The sequence below is a fragment of the Oscillatoria sp. FACHB-1406 genome, from assembly GCF_014698145.1.
GTDB lineage: Bacteria > Cyanobacteriota > Cyanobacteriia > Cyanobacteriales > Spirulinaceae > FACHB-1406.
This window is the reverse complement of record NZ_JACJSM010000026.1, coordinates 41,338-61,939: the sequence shown is the minus strand read 5'-3', so window position 1 is coordinate 61,939 and position 20,602 is coordinate 41,338. Positions and strand designations below refer to the sequence as shown.

Sequence of the window (20,602 nt, the reverse complement as noted above, 5' to 3'; positions counted from 1 at the left end):
ATCTTCACAGGCATCATTCAGGAATTATTGAATTGGGTTCCGGTAAATTTTATGGGTTTTAACCGAGCGAGAGTCCCTTCTATTTTGTTCGACTTACAAAATAGGCAAACGGGAAATTTATTGAGTTTTTACTTTTTCGTTGGCTTTGTTCTCGACAACAGAGTGCCGGTTATCTCCTCATCGCTCAGCCTTCTCTTAGTTTAACGTTCCTCAACCGGCTTGACGACTTAACCGTTTTTTTACGGATTTCTAATATTACTTTTACGAAAGCTTTATAAAAAAGTGCGCTATATCCTCACTCGGAAGACCGCGATCGACAGGACTGAAAAAATTCTGCTATCAGACAATCTTTAGCGCCGATTTCTTTCCGTTCGTTTCGTTAACTGGTTTCCGTTAAGGTTAACGACACTCGCCGCTGGTTGCGAGTGCGCCCGAACTGCCCTCCAGTAAGTCGCATTGTGTTCCTTTATCCGGCTGGCAACAAGATTCAATTTTAAATGTATCATAGTTGACTTGTATTTTGATTCAATTATAAATACGCTTGTAGCAGGAAGCTCAATCGAGACCGAACCCATATTCATTGGCAATCCTTCATCAAACCCGAGTGGGCTGCCCAACACACCAGCGATCGCAACCTGCGAATCTTAGACGTGCGGATTAACCCATTGAAACCGGATGGGGAGCCTAGATTTACCACTTGCTAATACATTGGGGCGAGGAAACTCCAAGTTGACCTGCATTTGAACGGGGATGTGAAGGGACGAGGGGACTTAAATGTGTTTTAGCTTATCCAAAAATACCGAAAATCCTAAAAAACCATGAACATTGCTGAAAATATCACCCAACTCATCGGTAAAACGCCCTTAGTCCAGTTAAATCGCATTCCCCAATCCGAAGGCTGTCTGGCTCGCGTTGTCTTTAAACTCGAAAGCATGAATCCCGCCGCTTCGGTGAAAGATCGCATAGGGGTTCATATGCTGGAAGTGGCCGAGCGAGAAGGCAAGATTGCGCCGGGAGAAACCATTCTTGTCGAACCGACTTCGGGCAATACCGGGATTGCTCTAGCGATGGCAGCCGCAGCTAAAGGCTATCAACTGATTTTAACGATGCCAGAAACCATGAGTTTGGAGCGGCGGGCGATGTTGCGCGCTTATGGGGCGCAGTTGGAACTCACGCCGGGAAGCGAGGGAATGCGGGGAGCGATTCGGCGATCGCAGGAAATCCTCGAATCGCTCCCCAATGCCTATATTTTGCAACAGTTTGCCAATCCTGCTAACCCCGAAATTCATCAACTCACCACCGCCGAAGAAATTTGGAAAGATACCGACGGGCAAGTCGATGTTTTGATTGCGGGGGTGGGAACGGGCGGAACGATTACTGGCGTTGCTCGCGCGATTAAGCCGCGAAAACCGAGCTTTAAGGCGATCGCCGTCGAACCCATTGCTAGCCCCGTTTTATCCGGCGGCGATCCCGGCCCTCACAAAATTCAAGGCATCGGTCCAGGCTTTATTCCCGAAGTTTTAGAAGTCGATTTAATTGACGAAATTATCAGAATTTCTGACGACGAAGCTACCTATTATAGCCGTCGTTTGGCTCGGGAAGAAGGGTTATTATCGGGCATTTCTACGGGTGCGGCATTAGCAGCGGCGATTCAAGTCGCTCGACGTTCTGAATTTGCGGGCAAGTTAATTGTTGTCGTTCAACCCAGTTTCGGCGAGCGGTATTTAAGTACGCCGTTGTTTGCGGAGTTGGAAGCGCCAGTATTCGCCGTTGCTCGCTAAATAGTAAGGCGAATGGCCACTCGCCCCTACTTAATACCATTCATCTGGGTCATCGCTCAATTGTTCGGTTCTCTTCTCTCTTTTTCCGGCCATGACAGCAATCTCTTACTCCTCCGACGGGAATTTTCAGCAACAGCGAGATCTCGTTCCTCGAGCGTTACACGATCGCGTTCCGTTGCGAGCCAATCCGCGCTCCTGCCCTTCCGTTTGCCGTTGCTGCCGGTATTACCAATTTCAAGGGCGCAGCAGCGGTTATTGCTGCAAGCTGAGCGTTTCAGTACGCGGTTGCTGGCACTCCTGTCCCTTCGCGTTGCAACCTTTTGCTTCCTTTTGAGCAAATCCTTCAACGATTCGATGAATGGAATTCAACAACACGAACACTTTCCGGTTTTTGAGCGTCATAAAACGTCAAGTTCGGCGATCGTTTGGGGCGATAGACTTCGGAAAGTCGCCGCGCGCGATCGCTAAACTTTTACATCCCTATCGTCGCTATCTCCCGACGAGTTTAGCCTTGGGTTTGGGAATTGGACTGTCGATCGCGGCTTGCTCCAAAACCTACCAATTGCTCGAAAGCTATCAATTACTTGAATTGCAACAAAAACTCGATCGCCTCGCCACCGACTTACAAACCGATTTTGAAAGCAATCTCGATATTGTGAGAACGGCCGTCACGTTATATGCCACCTCGGAGGGAGAAGTCAAACCGTCCATCTTGGAGCAATTCATTCAATACCCTCTTTACCGTCACTCTGGTATTGAGGCGATCGCGTGGCTACCGCAAAATGACGCTCGACCGGCTACCTTTACCGTTGCCACCCTCTTTCCCCAGTCTGCCGCAGCCGCTATTCCCGGACTTGAATCTGCCGTCAATTCTACCGTTAAATCGACCTTAGAAACGGCGGTTGCGCGCAAAGAAATTCTCGCAACTGCACCCCTGTCGATCCAGGGACAAAGCGATCGGCAACTGAGATTGTTAATCGTCGCCCCCGTTTATCGCCCATCTTCCCCTCACGAAGCGATTGAAGAACGAGATCGCACCAATTTAAAAGGATTTGTTCTTGGTATCTTCCAAATCGATTCTTTCCTACATTTAAACCTTAAAAAAGCAGAACTCGAAGCCGTCGATCTCAGTTTTCAAGACTTAATCGAACCCAAAAATAGGCAACTATTAGGCGTTTATTTCGCAAAATCGCAACAATTTATTACCGCTCTAGAACCCGATCTCTTTTCTTCTCTAGGTCGCCCAGTTTCTTGCTTCGATGGGAGTGCCTGTACGCGCATCCTCAACCTCCAAAATCGTCGTTGGTCAGTCAACCTTTTGCTAACCTCTGACTATCACAACCCTCGAAAATACTGGCAAGCTTGGGTTGCTTTAAGCATTGGCATTCTAATCTCTGGCTTGACAGCTTTCTATCTCTACAAACTGCTCGAACATACGGAAAGTGTTGAAAAGATTGCTAAGGAACGAACGCTCAAAACCCAGCAACTTCAGGAGGCTTTAGCAAAACTCCAGGATGCCCAATCGCTCCTCATTCATGCCGAAAAAATGTCGAGCTTAGGTATCTTAGTTGCCGGACTCGCTCACGAAATTAATAACCCGACTAACTTTATTTACGGCAATCTTCAGTATATCGCTCGATATGCTAAAGATTTGGTCGGGCTGGTGGAATTGTATCGTCACTATTACCCCGAACCCGCGCTGGAAGTCATCGAGTATAGCGAGGAGATTGAGTTTGAGTTTATTCTCGAAGATATGGAAAAACTTTCGACTTCGATGCAGGTGGGAGTCGAACGCATTATGGGGATTATTCAATCGTTGCGTCAATTTTCGCGTTTGGGAGACGACCGCCCGAAATTGGCGAATATTCAGGAGGGAATTGAGGATACTTTAACGATCTTGCAGCATCGCTTGCGGGATAAGACAAATTGCTTTGCAATTGAGGTGATTAAAGACTATCATACCTTGCCGCTAGTGGCCTGCTATGCCGAGCAACTGAATCAAGTCTTTATGAATATTATTGCCAATGCCATCGACGCGATCGAGAGCGATTGGCAAGCCGAAAAGTCGAAGGACTATTTCATCAAAATTCAAACGCGCTATTTACCTGGAAAACAAGCTGTCACCGTCCGCATTGCCGATAATGCAGCCGGTATTGCAGAGGCGATTAAAACTCGTTTGTTCGAGCCGTTTTATACGACAAAACCCGTAGGCAAAGGGACGGGATTGGGGCTAGCGATTAGCTATCAAATTGTTGTAGAGCGCCACGGCGGAGCGTTATGGTGCGAGTCAACTTTGGGGCAGGGAACGGAATTTTTGATTGAGCTTCCCGTGCATTCTGCGATCGGGCGGGAAACCCCCAAACGCGAGACTCATGAATTGACTTCCGAAACACCTGTGGAGCGTTTGTTAGAGAATTTTTGGGATGGAACGGGGATATAATTGGGGGAGATAAATTGAGGTCAATTCACTATCCGGTATTTGCGGAAAGTGGGGGATTTTTTGAAAAAATGGGGCTTGCTTTTTTCGGAAAATTTGACTATACTATTTAAATAATGGAAATCTGTGCATCTATTTTTAAACTGCGTCTATTTCCATTATCTAAATAATACCCCTAAAAGTCAAATAAAGCAAGCAAAAATTCAAAAAAACCGCAATTTTCGTAAACTTTATTAAAGAAAAAATCGGCTCCGTTAAATTTCATAATACCAAGCCGAAGCTGCTTCCTGAAGAATAATTAATTTCCCCGGCAATCGCTCGATAATGCTTTCTGCTTCTAAATCCTTGAGAATGCGAGTAATCGTCACTCTTGTCGTCCCCAAAATTTCGGCAAGTTCCTGATGCGTCAAACGGAGGTCAATCAATTGTCCCGTTTCGACTTCGCGCCCAAACTTTTTCCCCAACCAATGGAGCAAGCGCATCAACCCCAAATCGATGGGACGACTGCGAAGAATTTGTAGAAATTCCTGAAGTTCTCGGACGTGGCGAATGAGGGCATCATTCACCTCAGCATAATGGCTCAAGGGTAACGCGATCGCATCCACCGCCGTCAAGCATTCAATTTGATAGGGATTCGCCCCCGACAGCAGGCGAGATACCACATCTCCCTGACCCCAAACACCCAAGGTGACAAGGCTTCCATCTTCCGACCACGTAAAAGTCCGCACGGCTCCCGATCGAATTTTCCAGAATACGTCCTCTCTAGGAGGCAGTTGACTGCGGCGTTCGTAGCGTAAGGAGATCGGTTGAAGGGATTGAGTCGAAGCGGGCAATACGGTCATGCTTTTTACTAGCTTTGAATTATAATTCTCTTGTATTTAATTTTGAATTGTATCATAATCTATCTACGAAGCGATTGACGGCTCTCGCGATCGCATTCTGGCTTGTTGGAGGACAACTCATGGAATCGATGTTCTTTAGTGCCGCAGACTGGCAAAGTCTATCCTTCCGCCTCATTCTTGCGGCATCCGTAGGTTGCCTAATCGGGATTAACCGTCAGCGCAACGGCAGACCGGCAGGGCTGAGAACCTTTACCATCGTGAGTCTGGGGGCAGCCATGTTTGTCATGATTCCCTTGCAAGCCGAGGGTGATGTTGGGTATGCCTCTTCCAATGCTCTGAGCCGCACGATTCAAGGGGTTGCTTCCGGAGTCGGGTTTTTAGGAGCGGGAATTATTCTGCAACAATCTCATCAAGAACTGAACCGAATTCGAGTTAAAGGATTGACTTCTGCTGCGACGATTTGGTTGGTAGCAGGGTTAGGAGTAGCTGCTGGTTGTGGATTATGGCGAATGGTATTAGTGGGAACGCTTCTCGCATTAGGCATTCTCAGTGGAGTCAAACGAATCAAAAAACACAAGCACTGGATTTTGTACGGTCGCTCTCCACAGGTCGAAAAAGAATACCGCTCGAAGGAATAACTTTTCCCAACGATTTTCTGAGAAACTCGGTTTCAGAGCCGACTGTACTTCAAATTGTCCGAAAATCCAACTTTTAACTCGCATCCTTTAACCCATCTTAAATCCCACATCAGTCGTGAAATTTCCGCTCCTAAAATCGCCCGAAATTGAGTCAGAAGCCCCGCCCCCAAAAAAGAAATATAATTCTTCGCGGATTCGAGATCATTTAGCGAACGAACGAACCTATCTAGCTTGGATGCGAACCGCGATCGCGCTGATGGGGTTCGGGGTCGTTATCCTAAGAATAAGAGCCTATCACCCGCCATTAGTCCCCCGTCCCGGTTACGGCGGTCAACTCGGCTTTTTATTCGCGATCGTCGGCTTATTAACCGTTATTCTGAGTACGCAGCACTACTTTGCCGTGCGGCGAGATATCGATGAAGATACCTACCAACCGGCAGATCGCTGGGTAATCTTATTCAGTCTCGCCGTTACCTTTTTAGGAACGGGAATTCTGTACTTTGTCGCCGTCAGTTCCAGCAATCCCGGCGAATTAATGATTTTTGAAGACTTAGGTTAAAAAAGTTATGTGCCAACTCCTCGGAATGAACTGCAATGTTCCCACCGATATCTGCTTTTCCTTTGAAGGATTTTCCGCCCGAGGCGGGCAAACCGACGACCATCAAGATGGGTGGGGAATTGCTTTTTTTGAAGGGAAAGGCTGTCGTTTATTTATCGATGCCAATCCGTCCGTCGCTTCGCCAGCAGCGGATTTAGTACGCCATTACCCCATTCATTCCACCCACGTTATCGCCCACATTCGCAAAGCCACCCAAGGCGAAATCTTGCTCGAAAATTGTCACCCTTTCCGACGGGAACTTTGGGGACGATATTGGGTTTTCGCACATAACGGCAACCTGCCCGACTTTGAACCCATAGGGTATCAGTTTTATCAACCCGTGGGAGATACAGATAGCGAAAAAGCGTTTTGTACGATTTTAGATCGATGGCGACAGGAATTTCCCCAGAGAAAACCCCCTTTAGAGCAATTGTATAGAATTTTAAAAGCGACCACTGAAACCTTAGCCCAACAAGGAGTTTTCAATTATTTACTGTCGGATGGCGAGTCATTTTTCGCCCATTGCTCGACAAATCTACACTATATTATTCGCCAAGCGCCCTTTGCCGCCGCGCATTTAATCGATCGCGATTTAACCGTCGATTTCCGCGAATTAACGCGCCCGCAAGATCGCGTAGCGGTTGTCGCCACTGCGCCCCTCACCGATAATGAAATCTGGACGCAACTCCAACCGGGGGAACTGCTGGCTTTTCAGGACGGTTTACCCCAGTACGGGCTGCGCCAACCCGAAGCCAAATACTTTTCGTTCCAGTAAATTCTCAAGTCCCCCTAAAAGGGCGTGGCTGGCATCGCATTTTAAACGCGATCGCACCCTAACATTAAGCCCCCAAATTTAAAATCGCGCTGCAATACCCGATTAGTTGCTTGACGTGCTGCAAGCAAGTACGTTGCCGTTCTAGAACGGTATCACTTTTGCGCGCGGCCTTGAGGAAAAGAAGATCGGCTTGCAACAGGCGCAGAGTGCGGTGAATTTCGGTTTGCAGGGATTGGTAGCGCGGTGCGCTTGCAAAATCTATCCCTTGATGACTTAACGTTACAATTTTCTCCTGGTATAGTTGTTGCACCGCCGTAAATTCTTCTGAAAGGTTGACTCCTCGTTCAACCCGATCCTTCAATCTTTCGAGGGCGTTCGACCATTCTTCGTAGTGCTGACAATGTAAAGCGGGCAGCATTAACAACGTCCCTTAAATTAAACTTTCTATAACAACGCTTGCTTTTTAAGCGAGAATATGTAACATACAGCCGTTTGCAGTCTCGCAAGATTTTTAAAATTAGGAATTTTCTATCCGAAACCTAACCCTTATATATTCTCCCCTAAACTTATGGCTGCACTTACCGTTACCGCACCCACCGACCTCGCTATTCCCGACTGGCTGGGTCAATGTCCGATCGCAGATCGCAATGGCAATCTCCTATCCGAGGACGATAATAACTTAATCTGTCGCGCCTTTGAGTTTGCCTACTTATTGCACAAAGGTCAATACCGCAAGTCCGGCGAACCTTACATCGCCCATCCCGTCGCCGTTGCTGGCTTACTACGGGACATCGGCGGCGACAGCGCCATGATTGCCGCCGGTTTCCTTCACGATGTCGTCGAAGATACCGATGTCACCATCGAAGAAATTGGCGAACGCTTTGGTAGCGAAGTCCAGCAACTCGTTGAAGCAGTCACCAAACTTTCGGGCTTCAACTTTTCGAGCAAAACCGAACGTCAAGCCGAAAGCTTCCGACGAATGTTCGTGGCGATGGCGCAGGATATTCGCGTCATTTTGGTGAAGCTGGCAGATCGCCTGCACAATATGCGAACGCTAGAAGCCTTGAAACCGGAGAAACAAAAACGCATCGCCCAGGAAACGCGCGATATTTTCGCCCCGCTCGCGAATCGCTTAGGGATTTGGCATTTTAAGTGGGAATTAGAAGATTTATGCTTTAAATACCTGGAAACTGATGCCTACCGCCAAGTCCAAGAGTTAGTCGCCGAACGACGGATCGATCGCGAACAACGCATCGAAAACGTCATTGAAAAGCTGCGATCGCGCCTGCGAGAATTAGGGATTAACGTTTGGGAAATTAAAGGCAGACCCAAACACCTCTACAGCATCTACCAAAAGATGACGAATCAGCAAAAAGAATTTCACCAAATCTTCGATATCGCTGCGATTCGTATCATCACCCAAACCAAAGACGAATGTTACCGCGCGCTTGCCGTCGTCCACGACCAGTTTACGCCGATTCCCGGCCGCTTCAAAGATTACATCGGCTTGCCCAAACCCAACCGCTATCAATCCTTACATACTACTGTGGTCGGGCTGACGGGTCGCCCGTTGGAAGTGCAAATTCGCACCCTAGAGATGCACTACATCGCCGAATACGGAATCGCCGCCCACTGGGTTTATAAAGAAACCGGCGGTTCGCAAATGACGCAATTCACCCAAAGCGACGAAAAATTTACTTGGTTGCGCCAACTGCTGGAATGGCAAAACGATCTCAAAGATGCGCGGGAGTATGTCGAGTGCCTGAAAGATAATCTCTTCGACGACGAAGTTTATGTATTTACCCCGAAAGGAGATGTTATGTCTCTCAGTCGGGGGGCGACAGCCGTAGATTTTGCTTATCGCATCCATACGGAGATCGGCAACCATATGAAAGGGGCGCGGATTAACGGGCGCTGGTCGGGATTGGAGCAAGAGTTGAAAAATGGCGATATCGTCGATATTATTACGGCGAAAAATAGCCATCCGAGTTTGGATTGGTTGAACTATGCGGTAACGCCTTCAGCGCGCAACCGGATTCGGCAGTGGTATAAGCGATCGCACCGCAACGAAAACTTGGATCGGGGACGGGATTTATTAGAAAAAGAACTCGGAAAAAGTAACCTGGAAACCGTACTCAAGTCCGAACCGATGCAAACCGTTGCCGAACGCTGCAATTACCATAGCGTCGAAGATTTGCTAGCCGCCCTCGGTTATGGGGAAGTAACCGTCAATCAAGTGGTGAATCGCCTGCGCGATACGGTAAAAACCTTGCAACCGCTGACCCCTGCCGTCCCAGAGTTCCCTAAAGCTAACTTAGCGCTCTTGCGCAATGCGCCTCTGCCCACCGATAGTACCTCGCCAATTGTGGGAGTGGAAGGGTTGCTCTATAGTATTGCCAACTGTTGCAATCCCATACCGGGAGAAGCGATTATTGGGGTAGTGACGCGATCGAAGGGAATTTCAATTCACCGCCAGGGATGCTGCAATCTCGAGAATATTGAAGCCGAACGTTTAGTTCCCGTCAGTTGGAACCCACTCAACGCTCAGGCGCGCCAGCAAAATTATTTGGTGAATTTGCAAATCGAAGCGATCGATCGCGTCGGTATTTTTAAAGATATTTTGGCACGCTTGAGCGACCAGAATATTAATGTTTGTAACGCAGGGGTGAGAACCAGCATCGGGAAGCCCGCTTCTATCGATCTTGGCATTCAAATCCGCGATCGCGAACAACTCGAGACGATCTGCAACCAAATCCGCAAAATGAGCGACATCCTGAACTTGCGGCGCATCAGTTCGGCGAGCGAGGAGAGCGTTTTGTAAAAAGCCAGTTCCCTACGGGTTTGGGGTCGATTTCCGGAAAGGCTAATGCTAAGCTGACACTGGAAATCTTCGCGATCGACAGTTGCATAAAAAATTGATTTTGTCAAGATTTTCTGGCAACTTTTTGCTCTCAGTCAGACAACGGAATTTAAAATTATGTTGGCTCGCTCGCAAGGTTTCCACCGTCGGTTGTGCTGGAAAAATACCAAAAGGGGTTGGGCGTTGGCTGCGCCCGTCCCACTCGACTTAGAATGACCTCGAGAAAATTCAAAAAGATTTGACAAACCATGCGTAATAACACTGAAAAAAGCCCCTTCTCCCGGCTCGCGCTCGTCAACGAATCGAGAGCTAAAAAGCCTTTAAGAGTGGCAAACTTAGGGAGTATTTCAGTGGCATGGGATGGAAGTTTTCAGCTATGATGAAGCCGAGCGGGTGCATTGCTCGAGTTTTGCCGGAACTTACAAAAACCAGCCAAACGCCGAACTTGGCAAGCATTAGCACCAAAACTTTAAATTCAGGGCAGACCAATACGCCAGAGCGTTAGGTCAAAAAATTGACGGAAACGCTAGGGGCAAAACCGTATTTAAAATTAGGGGCATCTCGAACACAATCAGGGATTGGGCGTGCAGCAATAAAATTCAAAAGATTGCGAGTTAAATTCTGTCGCTGAAAACACAATATGGATGCTTCTAAGACTTAAGCCCAATGTCAGGTCAAACTAACTTAAATCCTAAGCATAGAGAAGTCTTAAACCGTCCCGCAGAGGTCGAGTCGAACTGGACGAATTCATCAGTTTATAGCTCGATACAAGTGGGGATTCTCGATTCAAAAGAAGACTCGCTAGCGCGATCGGCAACATTAATGGCGATCGCGCAAATCAACGAACAGGGCGGTCTGTTAGGGCGCACTATCGAACCGATCGCGATCGAAAATCTCGCCCAACTGCAAACGCTCCTGCAATCGCCAGCAATGGCAACCCTATTTGGCGCGTGGACGGTAGAACAGCGTAAAACGGCGATTCCGTGGCTCGAACGCTACGACGCGCTCCTGTGGTGTCCGGCCCCCAACGAAGAATTAGACAACTGCGATCGCATCTTCTATACCGGCGTTTGCCCCAACCAACTCGTCGAACTGACCGCACGCTGGCTTTTCGAGCAACAAAAGCACTGCGTCTACCTCCTCGGTTCCGACGAATTATTTTCCAAAACCAGCCATTACCTGCTCAAAAAATCCATCCCCCAAAGTGCAGCCGTTCTCCACGATCCGCTGCTGAGGCTGCAACTCGAACGTCAAGGGGGAATTGTCGTCGGCGAAGACTACCTCGCTCCTAACAGAACAGACTTCACCGACGCGATCGCGCGCATCCAGAACGCCCGTCCCGACCTCATTATCAACACCCTCAACCGCAACAGTCAAATCGCCTTCTACCAACAACTCCACCAAGCCGGAATTAGCCCCCAGCAGTTACCAACACTCGCGTTCAACCTCAGCCAAATCGAACTGCAAGAACTCGGCGAAACCGCGATCGGACATTACAGCCTCAGCACCTACTTCCCCAGCTTAGACTCTGCTGGCAATCGCCAGTTTATCGCCGATTGCGAGAAACAGTTCGGTACGGAAAAACTTCCCTCTGCCTCAATGGTTGCGGCCTATACCCAAGTCCAACTCTGGAAACAAGCCGTCGAACTCGCCGAATCCTTCAAGCTCGATCGCGTCGCCGCCGCCGCCTACAGCCAGCGCTGCATTGCGCCCAACGGCATCGTCACCCTCGAAACCAACCACCACCTCAGCCAACCCATTTACATCGGTCGCATCGACTCCCCCAACCTCGTTGAAATCGTCGCCCGTAGCGATCGCGCCCTCAAACCCCTGCCTTCCCTCGGCCACGAAAACGAACAACTCAACCTCTCCACCGTCCTCGTCGATGTTCTCGAAGACGTTTCCCAGTGGGTACGCCGCAGTCACGAACTCGAAATCCGCAACCGCGAACTCGAAGTCACCATCTCCCAATTGCAAAACGAAATCGCCTCGCGCCAGCAAATGGAAGATGCAATGCTCAACTACGGTCTCAAACTGCGCGCCCTCTTCACCGCCCTCGAAGAAAGCATCTTCATCACCGACGCGCGCGGCGTATTCCTCAACATCGCACCCACCAACCCTCAAAATCCCTACAAACCGACCGCCGAACTCCTCGGAAAATGCCTTCACGATCTCTTTGAAGCATCCCTAGCCGATGCCTTCCTCCAACACTTACAGAAAACCCTCGAAACTGGCGAAACCCTTGCCTTTGAATACTGCCTTCCGAGCGATCGCTCCTCCCCTCTCAGCGACGGAGAAACTTGGTTCTCCGTCCGCTTATCCCCGATCGTTCAAGATGAATCCGTCGTTTGGGTCGTCCGCGAAATTACCGAACAAAAACGCCTCGAAAAGACAGAAGCAGCCAGCAAACGCGAACTCGAACGAGAATGCGCCGATCGCACCGCAGCCCTGCTCGATACTAACGACCATCTGATCGCCGAAGTCGTTCAGCACCGTCAAACCGCTAACATCTTGCAAGCGACGCGCTCCCAACTGCAAGCAATCCTCGAAGCCGTTCCCGGAATCGTCTCCTGGATTAGCTCCGACTTGCATTACTTAGGAGTCAATCGCCACCTCGCGAAGACTTTCGGCTTAAGCGTCGAAACCTTCGTCGGTCAGCCCATCGGCTTCCTGCAAGCCAGTTCCGGCTTCGACGACTTCCTACGCGGATTTTTTGCCTCCGATAACAATGAAGTCTCCTACGAAATTGCTGTAAATGTCGGCGGCCAACAACGACACTATCAAATCGTCGCCCAGAAATACGATGGCGGGCGCGCTGCCTTCACTATCGGCATCGATATCAGCGATCGCGTTCGCGCTACCGAAAGCCTGAGCGCTACTAAAGCTCAACTCGAAGCCGTCCTCGAAGCCGTTCCCGGAATCGTTTCTTGGATTAGTTCCGACTTGCGCTACTTAGGAGTCAATCGCCACCTCGCGAAGACTTTCGGCTTAAGCGTCGAAGCCTTCGTCGGTCAGCCCCTCGGCTTCCTACAAGGCAGTTCCGGGTTTGATGAATTCCTGCGCGAATTCTTTGCCTGTGGCGACTATGAAGTCTCGCGCGAAGTCTGTACTCGCGTCGGTAACAAACTCCGCTACTACCAAATCGTCGCCCAGAAATACGACGAAGGACGCGCGGCCTTTATCATCGGCATTGATATCAGCGATCGCGTCCGGGCCAGCGAAAACCTGAGCGCCACCCGCAATCAACTCGCCACCCTCCTCGATGCCGTTCCCGGAGTCGTCTCCTGGATAAGCTCCGACTTGCGCTACTTAGGAGTCAATCGCCACCTTGCCAATACCTTCGGCTTAAGCGTCGAAACCTTCGTCGGACAGCCGATTGGATTCCTACAAGCCAGTTCCAGCTTCGACGAATTCGTGCGCGAATTCTTCGCCTGTGGTGACAATGAAGTCTCGCGCGAAATTGCCACCCGCGTCGGCAACCAGACGCGCCATTATTTAATCGTGGCGCAGAAGTACGACGAAGGACGCGCCGCCTTTACCATTGGTATTGATGTCAGCGATCGCATTCGCGCCATCGAAGGATTGCGCCAAGCCGAAGAAAAATATCGCGTCATCTTTGAAAATACCGTCGAAGGCATCTATCAAACCACCCCCGACGGTCGCTATCTTAGCGCGAATCCCGCGCTCGCGAGAATTTACGGCTACAACAGCCCAGAGCAACTCGTGAACGAGATCGGCTCCATCGAACGACAACTCTACGTGAATCCCGAACGCCGCCAGCAATTTGTAGACTTAATCCAAGAACGTACCGCGATCGTCGGCTTTGAATCGCAGATTTATCGTCGCGATGGAACCCTGACTTGGATTTCCGAAAACGCGCGCGCCGTGCGCGACACCGAGGGAAAAATCCTCTACTACGAAGGAACAGTCGAAGATATTTACGAACGCAAACAAGCCGAAGAAACTCTCAGACAGTTAAATGAAGAGTTAGAAAGCCGCGTCATCCAGCGTACCGAAGAACTTCAGCAACTCAACCATCAACTCATCCTCGAAATCGGCGAACGGCAGCGCATTGAATCCGCCTTGCGCCAATCCGAAGCCGAACTTAAAGCCTTGTTCGCGGCGATGACAGACGTAATTAGCGTTTTTGATGCCGAAGGGCGCTACGTGAAAATTATTGCCACCAACTCCGAACTACTTTACAGTCCCACTGACGATCGCATCGGTAAAACCGTCCATGAAGTCTTTCCCCACGAAATCGCAGACCTATTTCTGCGGCAAATTCAACAAGTCTTGCAAACCAACAAGACAGGTTATGTGGAATATTCGTTAATGCTCGACTCGAGCAGTCATTTGAGCTATCTTCCCTCTAGTTCCCACACAACCAAGTCGCGCGAGGTGTGGTTTGCTGCCAGCATCTCGCCCCTGCCCGATAATTGCGTGATTTGGGTCGCCCGTAATATTACCGAGCGCCGTCGGGTGGTTAAAGCCATTCAAGAAGCCGAAGAGAAATATCGCAGCATCTTTGAGAATGCCGCCGAAGGCATTTTCCAGAGTACCCCCGACGGACAGTATTTAAGCGCCAATCCGGCTTTAGTGAAGATGTTTGGCTACGAAACCTTCGCGGATATGGCCGGAAACGTCTCCCATATCGGGCGACAACTCTACGTCCACCCCCAACAGCGGGTAGAATTGCTCGAACGAGTCGAACGCGAGGGCGCAGTTTCGGGCTTCCAAGTTCGCATTTATCGTAAGGATGGCAAGCGCATCTGGATTTCGGAGAACGTGCGAGTCGTGCGGGACGAACAAGGGAATACGATGTATTACGAAGGTACGGCTCAAGATATTACCCAACGCAAGCGGGCTGAAGATGCCCTGTATTTAGAGCGGGAGAAGTCGGAACGCTTGCTGTTGAATATCTTACCGAAGCGAATTGCCGAACGCTTGAAACAAGAACCGCAGGCGATCGCGGAACGTTTCGATCAAGTCAGCATCTTATTTGCCGATATCGTTAATTTTACTCAGCTATCGGCACGAACTTCGCCAACGGATCTGGTGAAGATGCTCAATCAAATTTTCTCAGCCTTCGATCGCCTCGCCCAGCAGTACGGCCTCGAGAAGATTAAAACCATCGGCGATGCGTATATGGTAGCCGGCGGTTTTAGTGGAATGTCCGGCCTTCAAAGCGCCCGCGCGATCGCGGATATGGCCCTCGCCATGCAGCAAACCATCCTTGAATTCCACCAAGACAACGGCGAACCCTTCTGTCTGCGCGTCGGCATTAACAGCGGCCCGGTTGTCGCGGGCGTAATCGGCATGAATAAGTTTATTTACGACCTTTGGGGCGATACCGTCAACATCGCCTCGAGAATGGAATCTCACGGCCTTCCCGGTAAAATTCAAGTCACCGCTCAAACTTACGATCTTTTATGCGATCTTTACAGCCTCGAACCGCGAGGATTGATTGAAGTCAAAGGTCGCGGCGGTATGATGACTTATTGGCTGCTCGAAAAATTTAACAACAATTTTGAAGGTTCCTGATTTTAAACTAACTCTAAGTATTGACTTTCGAGCAAAAATGCGCCTCGAGCGAATCTTACGCCCCAAAACCCTCCCGGACGGCGATCGAGAACCGTTCCTTCCTCACCGACTTCGATAACATCCGGCGGACGCAGCATCGGCATCGGTTCTGCGGTTTTCAGGTAAGGGGGAAGCGCGATCGCTCTAACTTTAGCTCCAATCGGAAATTCTGGATTGCTCATAGAAATTTTAGCGGCCGGTTGGCATGACCTCAATATTTTCTCTAGATTACGATCCATTGTGCAATGGCACTGACTCTAAAAGTCCGCGATCGAGACTCGCCCCGTCCCTCCTCCCCAAAAATCCTGCGTCAAAAGTTGAAATTTATCTTAAGATTGACTAAGTAAAAAGAAATAACGATAGTTGAGTTCACAGCCCAACTGCTCGCTAAAAAATAGATAGGAGGATATTTTATGGCCCTCGTCCCTATGCGGCTGCTTTTGGATCACGCGGCAGAAAACGACTACGGCATCCCTGCATACAATGTTAATAACATGGAGCAAATCATCTCCATCATGCAGGCCGCCAACGAAGCCGATAGCCCCGTGATTTTACAAGCTTCTCGCGGTGCCCGCAGCTATGCTGGGGAAAACTTCCTGCGTCACCTGATCGTCGCCGCAGTAGAAACCTATCCTCACCTTCCTATTGCGATGCACCAGGACCACGGAAACGAGCCAGCAACCTGCTACTCGGCCATTCGGAACGGATTCACCAGCGTCATGATGGACGGTTCCTTAGAAGCCGACGCAAAAACGCCCGCTAGCTACGAATACAACGTTGCTGTCACCAAAGCAGTTGTTGATGTTGCTCATGCGGTTGGCGCAAGCGTTGAAGGCGAACTCGGCTGTTTGGGTTCTTTAGAAACCGGAATGGGAGAAGCCGAAGACGGACACGGTTTTGAAGGTGCGCTCTCGAAAGACCAACTCTTAACCGATCCCGACCAAGCCGTCGATTTTGTCGAACAAACCCAAGTTGACGCGCTCGCCGTTGCAATTGGAACCAGCCACGGCGCGTATAAGTTCTCTCGCAAACCCACCGGAGAAATCCTCGCAATTAGCCGCATTGAAGAAATTCACCGCCGCTTACCGAATACCCATTTGGTCATGCACGGTTCTTCTTCGGTTCCCGAAGATTTGATTGCCATCATCAACCAATACGGCGGCGCAATTCCCGAAACCTACGGCGTACCCGTCGAAGAAATCCAAAAGGGAATCAAGAGCGGCGTTCGTAAAGTGAATATCGACACCGACAACCGTTTGGCGATTACGGCTGCATTCCGGAAAGCGGCGGCAGAAGATCCGAAGAACTTCGACCCCCGTCACTTCCTGAAACCGTCGATTAAGATGATGAAAGAAGTTTGCTTGGAGCGCTACCAACAGTTCGGTACTGCGGGCAATGCCAGCAAAATCAAGCAAATGACGCTGGAAGATTACGCAGCAAAATATGCTAAAGGTGAATTGGCTGCTAAGAGCAAAGCTGCCGCTACTGCTTAAGCATAGAGTCGAAAAAGCATCGACGTTCTGCTTGTCGGAACTCGATTGAAAAATGGGGGTAGCCGATTGGGCTGCCCTTTTTTTGTGGGTGGAAGATCGGGAAAATCGCGTCAAAATCTTAACAAACGCGCCCGAGGGTGTCGCGATCGCTGATAATTCAACACATAGCCCCGGTTTTCAGATGGAACGATCCGCCGTGCCGAAAATAGGCATTATTTACAACAACATTAAACCCATTGCTACTCGCGTTGCCCACGAACTCAAGGAGCAACTCGCCAGTTTGGGCTGCGAGGTTTGCATGGCCACCAGCTTTAGCGGCATCCTCGGATACGCTCGCCCGGAAAACCCCCTCTGCCATACGCCTGTCGATGGTCTAGTTCCTCCGGGTTTTGACGAAACAATGGCATTTGGAATTGTTTTAGGCGGCGATGGCACAGTATTAGCAGCCTTTCGTCAAGTCGCGCCCTGCAAGTTACCCTTACTGGCAGTTAATACCGGACATATGGGATTTCTCACCGAATCCTATGTCAACCAACTTCCCAAAGTTCTCGAACAATTGTTAGAAGGGAACTATCGGGTCGAAAAGCGCTCGATGCTAACCGTTCGCGTCTGTCGAAATGATGAAGCTGTATGGGAGGCACTCTGTCTCAACGAAATGGTCGTCCATCGCGAACCACTCACGAGTATGTGCCATTTTGAAATTAAAATCGGTCAGCACGCAGCCGTCGATATCGCGGCTGATGGTGTAATTGTTTCGACTCCCACTGGCTCGACTGCCTATTCTCTGAGCGCGGGCGGGCCTGTCGTAACGCCCGATGTGCCAGTGCTACAATTAATACCCATCTGTCCCCACTCTTTGGCATCGCGTGCTTTGGTCTTTTCCGACAGCGAACCCGTCAAGATTTTTCCAGCTACGCCCAACCCAATGATTATGGTGGTCGATGGGAATGGCGGATGTTACATTTTGCCAGAGGATCGCATTGAAGTCGAGCGATCGCCCTATTCGGCTCGCTTCATTCGCTTGCAAAGACCCGAATTTTTCCGCATTTTACGCGAAAAGCTCGGTTGGGGACTGCCGCACATTGCTAAGCCGACTTCCGTCGAACTCCCTTAACGGGGAATCGCGAATAGTGGGTAGGTCTTAGGTTTTAGTCTCTCACCCCGTCCCCCTTTCATCATTGAGCATTGAGCGCATTCAGCATTCATAATTCATAATTTATAATTCACCCCCATGTCTGTTGCTTCTGTTGACCCCCATCCCTGCGTTATGTTAGTCAAAACAGATGAGGACTTTACGCAACAGGCAAGCCTCGATTTGCAAGAAGCAGGCTACGCAACAGCCATTGTCACCGATACAAACAAAGGACTGCACCGCGTCAACGAACTTCAACCAGCGATGATGGTATTGGATCAAGCTCTTGCAGGCGATGCGGGATTGCAATTGTGTCGCCAAATTAGAAGTAGCGGCAATCGCATTCCCATTCTGATGCTGACGGCAACGGACTCGGTGGAAGCTCGCATTGCTTGTCTGGAAGCAGGGGCAGATGACTATCTGTTGAAGTTGAATTGTCGGCAAACGTTTTTAGAGGTAGTTCGCTTCTACCTACAACCGCCAGAAACCCAAAGCGAACAGTTGCGCTTTGGCGATTTAAGCCTCGATTTATCAACGCGCCGTGCTTTTCGGAACGGCAGGGGCATCGATTTGACGATGAAGGAATTTGAGTTGTTAAAGTATTTAATGGGTCATCCTCGCGAGGTTTTAACGCGGGAGCAAATTCTCGAGAATGTTTGGGGCTACGATTTTTTAGGGGAGTCGAACGTGATTGAGGTGTATATTCGCTACTTGCGTCTTAAGATTGAAGATGAAGGCGAGAAGCGTTTGATTCAGACGGTACGAGGCGTAGGTTACGTTCTTCGGGAAACCTAGTTATTAATTGATAATGGATAATTGATAATGAATGAAGAGTTAGATGTTTTGTAGGGTGGGCAGCGCCCACCCGCTTTAAGTCAGGGCCATTCAATAATGGAAAATTGAGAATAAAGATTGAAATAGAATGAATGAAGTTTCGTAGGGTGGGCAGCGCCCACCAGCTTTAAGTCAGGGCCATTCGATAATGGAAAATTGAGAATGAATGGGAAATAAAATGAATGAAGAATGAAAGACAATTGCCAATCGAAAAAGAAAAAAACTTCTGCGGGCTGGGTAAACTGAGTACCATACTAGCGATTAGCATATTCATGTTCGGTTGTGCGACTCCGGGTTCGACTCCTAGTAGCTCCAACTCTGCGAGTACAGGTACGTCTATCATTTCAACACCACCGGGAGGACAGGTGTTACCGATTGAAGCCACAGCGGTTTTGGGCGGCGAAACGATTGAGTTGGAGGTAGCGCGTACTTCCGCCCAGCAGTCCCTCGGTCTGATGTTTCGCGATCGCTTGCCGGATAATCGAGGAATGCTATTTCCCTTTACTCCAGCGCGGGAAGTTGGGTTTTGGATGAAAAACGTACCGGTGGGGCTGGATATGGTGTTTGTTCGCCAGGGAGTCATTCGCGCGATTGTCACCGCACCGCCCTGCACCGACGATCCTTGCCCCACTTACGGTCCGGCAGAACCCATCGATGGCGTGATCGAACTGCGGGAGGGGCGCGCTGAAGAGTTGGGGTTGAAAATTGGCGATGGTGTCGAGCTTCGCTTGGGGGCAGATGCAAGCGGACAATAAATCGTTTGTGTCGGCTCGATTGGCTTCTATCTTTAACTTCCTCTACGGCTCGATTCCGTTTCAAAATTGGAAACCGAGACTTCAGCCCGATCGTCGATCGCTTAAGATAGCTTCAATCAATTCTAAAGGATATCTTTCTTTATAGGTAGAATTGTCACGCAAAAATGATGGTAGAATGATGCGCAACCAAGTGAGCCTGACGCGATTAACATCCTACATTGAGTTCTGAGATCGTTCGGATGAGATGTACGGTTAAGTTTCCAACACGCCTCGCAAACCGATTCGATTTCGCGAGACGAGACGAGTAAACTGGTGGCGGTAGTAGTCAGCCTCGGAATTTAGGTGTGAGATCGGCCTCACTCGATAGGCTATTGGGGCGATAAAAGACCGGCGATCGAGAGGAGTTGTATTCGCAAAAACGATACTGCGAAAACTTCTGTTCTGAAAGAACCAAGGACAGCGTTTGAGGTCTTCTCGAGCGATCGCGGTTTCCAGTGATAGCGAAGCTCAACGGCATCGCTCGATGAACCCATCGTCAAGTTAACCAAACGATACGGAACCGATGGGCATTGCCTTCGGTCTCTACTGAAGTTGCTAGATAAAATCTCAGTTTAATACTTTTCAAAATTTTAAAAACCGGGTGGTGAAATACCATGATGAAACCAGTGACTTATCGTCGATTTATTCGCTTCCTTAAAGAAGAATTAGCGCTTTCAACGGATTCGATCGCGATTGCCGAACGCCAGTATAAAAGAAGCCCTAGCCCTCTCCCCATGATTTTGTGGCAGTATGGCTTAGTCACGCTCGAACAACTCGATCGCATCTTCGATTGGATGGAAAGTCCCCAAGGGTTGAGCTAACGGAGTCCGAGGGGCGT

General features: G+C 49.5%; 17 protein-coding genes. 14 read left to right on the top strand and 3 right to left on the bottom strand.

The window, feature by feature from the left end:
* Positions 1-818 precede the first annotated feature (818 nt).
* The 3 genes from cysK (at position 819) to H6G50_RS20430 (ending at position 4,221) form a co-directional block, all read left to right on the top strand.
* Complete coding sequence (gene cysK / locus H6G50_RS20440; protein ID WP_190720557.1) at positions 819-1,781, top strand: cysteine synthase A; 963 nt, start codon at positions 819-821, stop codon at positions 1,779-1,781.
* A gap of 91 nt (positions 1,782-1,872) precedes the next feature.
* Entirely contained in the window at positions 1,873-2,115 is a 243-nt protein-coding gene (locus H6G50_RS20435) for a hypothetical protein (RefSeq protein WP_190720553.1), read from the top strand.
* 24 nt (positions 2,116-2,139) lie between these two features.
* Positions 2,140-4,221, top strand: coding sequence for an ATP-binding protein (locus H6G50_RS20430; protein ID WP_206756586.1), 2,082 nt, complete (start codon positions 2,140-2,142; stop codon positions 4,219-4,221).
* A gap of 251 nt (positions 4,222-4,472) precedes the next feature.
* Here H6G50_RS20430 and H6G50_RS20425 read toward each other — a convergent pair whose 3' ends face one another.
* Positions 4,473-5,060, bottom strand: coding sequence for a Crp/Fnr family transcriptional regulator (locus H6G50_RS20425; protein ID WP_190720548.1), 588 nt, complete (start codon positions 5,058-5,060; stop codon positions 4,473-4,475).
* Positions 5,061-5,179: 119 nt separating this feature from the next.
* On the opposite strand from H6G50_RS20425, the gene H6G50_RS20420 reads away from it, so the two are divergent.
* From H6G50_RS20420 to H6G50_RS20410, 3 genes are all read left to right on the top strand, one after another.
* On the top strand, positions 5,180-5,698 hold the full coding sequence (locus H6G50_RS20420) for an MgtC/SapB family protein (RefSeq protein ID WP_199303286.1): 519 nt from the start codon (positions 5,180-5,182) through the stop codon (positions 5,696-5,698).
* A gap of 115 nt (positions 5,699-5,813) precedes the next feature.
* Complete coding sequence (locus H6G50_RS20415) at positions 5,814-6,257, top strand: DUF202 domain-containing protein (RefSeq protein ID WP_190720545.1); 444 nt, start codon at positions 5,814-5,816, stop codon at positions 6,255-6,257.
* A 7-nt stretch (positions 6,258-6,264) separates the two neighbouring features.
* The gene (locus H6G50_RS20410) at positions 6,265-7,071 is read left to right on the top strand and encodes a class II glutamine amidotransferase (RefSeq protein ID WP_190720542.1); all 807 of its coding nucleotides are present in this window, start codon (positions 6,265-6,267) and stop codon (positions 7,069-7,071) included.
* A gap of 64 nt (positions 7,072-7,135) precedes the next feature.
* Here H6G50_RS20410 and patD read toward each other — a convergent pair whose 3' ends face one another.
* Positions 7,136-7,489 (bottom strand): heterocyst frequency control protein PatD, encoded by a 354-nt coding sequence (patD, locus tag H6G50_RS20405; RefSeq protein WP_190720539.1) that lies wholly within the window; start codon positions 7,487-7,489, stop codon positions 7,136-7,138.
* A 150-nt stretch (positions 7,490-7,639) separates the two neighbouring features.
* On the opposite strand from patD, the gene H6G50_RS20400 reads away from it, so the two are divergent.
* The 3 genes from H6G50_RS20400 to H6G50_RS20395 all read left to right on the top strand — a co-directional run bounded on the left by H6G50_RS20400 (position 7,640) and on the right by H6G50_RS20395 (position 15,472).
* A complete protein-coding gene (locus H6G50_RS20400) occupies positions 7,640-9,892 on the top strand; it encodes a bifunctional (p)ppGpp synthetase/guanosine-3',5'-bis(diphosphate) 3'-pyrophosphohydrolase (RefSeq protein ID WP_190720536.1) in 2,253 nt (750 codons plus the stop codon).
* A gap of 415 nt (positions 9,893-10,307) precedes the next feature.
* Positions 10,308-10,436, top strand: a complete 129-nt coding sequence (locus tag H6G50_RS24510) for a hypothetical protein (protein ID WP_277882714.1) — start codon at positions 10,308-10,310, stop codon at positions 10,434-10,436.
* 161 nt (positions 10,437-10,597) lie between these two features.
* Positions 10,598-15,472: a transporter substrate-binding protein gene (locus tag H6G50_RS20395; RefSeq protein WP_190720533.1), complete on the top strand. Its 4,875-nt coding sequence runs from the start codon at positions 10,598-10,600 to the stop codon at positions 15,470-15,472.
* Between the two features lie 2 nt (positions 15,473-15,474).
* On the opposite strand, the gene sipA is transcribed toward H6G50_RS20395, so the two are convergent.
* Positions 15,475-15,693, bottom strand: a complete 219-nt coding sequence (gene sipA, locus H6G50_RS20390; protein ID WP_190720530.1) for a regulatory protein SipA — start codon at positions 15,691-15,693, stop codon at positions 15,475-15,477.
* Positions 15,694-15,924: 231 nt separating this feature from the next.
* Here sipA and fba point away from each other — a divergent pair, with 231 nt between their 5' ends.
* The 5 genes from fba to H6G50_RS20365 all read left to right on the top strand — a co-directional run bounded on the left by fba (position 15,925) and on the right by H6G50_RS20365 (position 20,585).
* The gene (gene fba, locus H6G50_RS20385) at positions 15,925-17,004 is read left to right on the top strand and encodes a class II fructose-bisphosphate aldolase (RefSeq protein WP_190720527.1); all 1,080 of its coding nucleotides are present in this window, start codon (positions 15,925-15,927) and stop codon (positions 17,002-17,004) included.
* A gap of 196 nt (positions 17,005-17,200) precedes the next feature.
* Positions 17,201-18,118: an NAD(+) kinase gene (locus H6G50_RS20380; RefSeq protein ID WP_190720629.1), complete on the top strand. Its 918-nt coding sequence runs from the start codon at positions 17,201-17,203 to the stop codon at positions 18,116-18,118.
* A 117-nt stretch (positions 18,119-18,235) separates the two neighbouring features.
* Positions 18,236-18,931, top strand: coding sequence for a response regulator transcription factor NblR (gene nblR / locus H6G50_RS20375; protein ID WP_190720524.1), 696 nt, complete (start codon positions 18,236-18,238; stop codon positions 18,929-18,931).
* A 221-nt stretch (positions 18,932-19,152) separates the two neighbouring features.
* Positions 19,153-19,725, top strand: coding sequence for a DUF192 domain-containing protein (locus H6G50_RS20370; RefSeq protein ID WP_190720521.1), 573 nt, complete (start codon positions 19,153-19,155; stop codon positions 19,723-19,725).
* A 656-nt stretch (positions 19,726-20,381) separates the two neighbouring features.
* Positions 20,382-20,585 carry a DUF2949 domain-containing protein gene (locus H6G50_RS20365; protein WP_190720626.1) on the top strand — a complete coding sequence of 68 codons (204 nt, stop codon included), beginning with the start codon at positions 20,382-20,384 and terminating at the stop codon, positions 20,583-20,585.
* Positions 20,586-20,602 lie beyond the last annotated feature (17 nt).

What these genes read in the sequence shown, in the direction of transcription:
- cysK (WP_190720557.1), top strand. Translation starts at nt 819, where the DNA reads ATGAACATTGCTGAAAATATCACCCAACTCATCGGTAAAACGCCCTTA.
- H6G50_RS20435 (WP_190720553.1), top strand. Translation starts at nt 1,873, where the DNA reads ATGACAGCAATCTCTTACTCCTCCGACGGGAATTTTCAGCAACAGCGA.
- H6G50_RS20430 (WP_206756586.1), top strand. Translation starts at nt 2,140, where the DNA reads ATGGAATTCAACAACACGAACACTTTCCGGTTTTTGAGCGTCATAAAA.
- H6G50_RS20425 (WP_190720548.1), bottom strand. Translation starts at nt 5,060, where the DNA reads ATGACCGTATTGCCCGCTTCGACTCAATCCCTTCAACCGATCTCCTTA.
- H6G50_RS20420 (WP_199303286.1), top strand. Translation starts at nt 5,180, where the DNA reads ATGGAATCGATGTTCTTTAGTGCCGCAGACTGGCAAAGTCTATCCTTC.
- H6G50_RS20410 (WP_190720542.1), top strand. Translation starts at nt 6,265, where the DNA reads ATGTGCCAACTCCTCGGAATGAACTGCAATGTTCCCACCGATATCTGC.
- patD (WP_190720539.1), bottom strand. Translation starts at nt 7,489, where the DNA reads ATGCTGCCCGCTTTACATTGTCAGCACTACGAAGAATGGTCGAACGCC.
- H6G50_RS20400 (WP_190720536.1), top strand. Translation starts at nt 7,640, where the DNA reads ATGGCTGCACTTACCGTTACCGCACCCACCGACCTCGCTATTCCCGAC.
- H6G50_RS24510 (WP_277882714.1), top strand. Translation starts at nt 10,308, where the DNA reads ATGATGAAGCCGAGCGGGTGCATTGCTCGAGTTTTGCCGGAACTTACA.
- H6G50_RS20395 (WP_190720533.1), top strand. Translation starts at nt 10,598, where the DNA reads ATGTCAGGTCAAACTAACTTAAATCCTAAGCATAGAGAAGTCTTAAAC.
- sipA (WP_190720530.1), bottom strand. Translation starts at nt 15,693, where the DNA reads ATGAGCAATCCAGAATTTCCGATTGGAGCTAAAGTTAGAGCGATCGCG.
- fba (WP_190720527.1), top strand. Translation starts at nt 15,925, where the DNA reads ATGGCCCTCGTCCCTATGCGGCTGCTTTTGGATCACGCGGCAGAAAAC.
- nblR (WP_190720524.1), top strand. Translation starts at nt 18,236, where the DNA reads ATGTCTGTTGCTTCTGTTGACCCCCATCCCTGCGTTATGTTAGTCAAA.
- H6G50_RS20370 (WP_190720521.1), top strand. Translation starts at nt 19,153, where the DNA reads ATGAAGAATGAAAGACAATTGCCAATCGAAAAAGAAAAAAACTTCTGC.
- H6G50_RS20365 (WP_190720626.1), top strand. Translation starts at nt 20,382, where the DNA reads ATGAAACCAGTGACTTATCGTCGATTTATTCGCTTCCTTAAAGAAGAA.